Source organism: Streptomyces sp. Ru71 (assembly GCF_002920535.1).
GTDB lineage: Bacteria > Actinomycetota > Actinomycetes > Streptomycetales > Streptomycetaceae > Streptomyces.
The window spans coordinates 1-1,364 of the sequence record NZ_PQSS01000168.1; the positions used below are offsets into that span (position 1 = coordinate 1).

Annotated in this window: 1 protein-coding gene; it reads left to right on the forward strand. The window is 75.8% G+C overall.

Annotation, left to right across the window (positions count from 1 at the left end):
- Nucleotides 1-157: 157 nt before the first annotated feature.
- On the forward strand, nt 158-1,364 hold a 1,207-nt coding region (locus C3489_RS38015; RefSeq protein ID WP_374936812.1), incomplete at its 3' end, for a trypsin-like serine peptidase.

Sequence of the window (1,364 nt, forward strand, 5' to 3'; positions counted from 1 at the left end):
AACGAGGTACGGCTCGCCGGCTGATCCGAGCAGCCCGGTGAACGCCACGGCGGCGGGCGCCGCGCCCGGTCCAGGTACCGGCGCGGCGCCCGCCGCCGGCGTACGCCACCGCACCCGTGCCCCTCACCCCCCACCCTTCCCCGCCCCTGGAGCACCCTTGTCCCTCAGACGCGGCCTGTGCCGTTTCTCCGCCACCGCCGCCCTCTGCACGGCCCTCCTCGCCTCCGCTCCCCCGGCATCCGCCGCGCCCGTCCAGGCCGCCGGCGACGGCTGGGACGCGGCGGCGGCCCTCCGCTTCTGGACACCGGAGCGCCTGGCCGCCGCCACGGACCCCTCGGCACCCGCGCCGGCGCCCTCCACGCGTACGGGCCCGGCACCCCGTACGCCCAAACCCCCGCAGGCAGCGCTGGGAGCCCGGCCCGGCGGGGACGCGGCCACTCACTTCGACGGCATCCGGTCCGTCGGCATGCTCTTCCAGGTCGACCGAGAGATGCGGGCGCACTACTGCTCGGCCGGCAGCGTCCGCAGCCCCGGCGGCGGTCTGATCCTGACCGCCGGGCACTGCACCGGCGCCAAGGCGGTCTTCGTCCCCCACTACGATCCGGCGAAACCCCTCGGCGGGCAGCCGTACGGCATCTGGCCCGTCTCGGAGTGGTTCCTCGACCCGCACTACAAGCGCAACTCCACCGGGCCCGAGTCCGACCTCGACGTCGCCTTCGGCCGCGTCGCCCCCGAGGGCGGGCGGCGCCTGGAGGACGTGGCCGGGGCCAACACCCTCGTCCGCACGCCCCGCCCCGACAACGACGTCACGGTGGTCGGTTACCCGACGGTGGGCCACAACCCGCAGGACCGGCCGGTGCGTTGCGCCACCCGCACCGCGGCGCTGCCCGGTTTCCAGCAGATGCGCATCGACTGCGCCGGGATGTGGGGCGGCGTCTCGGGCGGCCCCTGGTTCTCACGCCTGGACGCCAAGGAGGGCACGGGCGAGATCATCGGCCACGTCGGCGGCTACAACGGCGGGGGCCCCGACGTCCCCGCCGGCGACCCGCTCTACGACCGGATCTCCTACAGCCCGCTCTACGGCGAGCGCGTGCTGCGCCTCTACGACGCCGCCCAGAACGGCCGCCACGACGATCCGGGCCCCTACCGGCCCCCCGCCCCACCCTTCGTGCTGGGCGGGCCGGAACGCTGGCGGCAGGCCCGGCTGACGGCGGCGGGCGACTTCACCGCCGCCGCCCGGGACGATCTCGTGGTGGTGTGGACGGACGGCTCGGCCACCCTCTTCCAGGGGTCGGACGGCAAGGACCCGTCAGCGCCGTTCAGCGCGCAATACCAGCTGGCCAAGCCGGGCAGCGTGTGGCAGC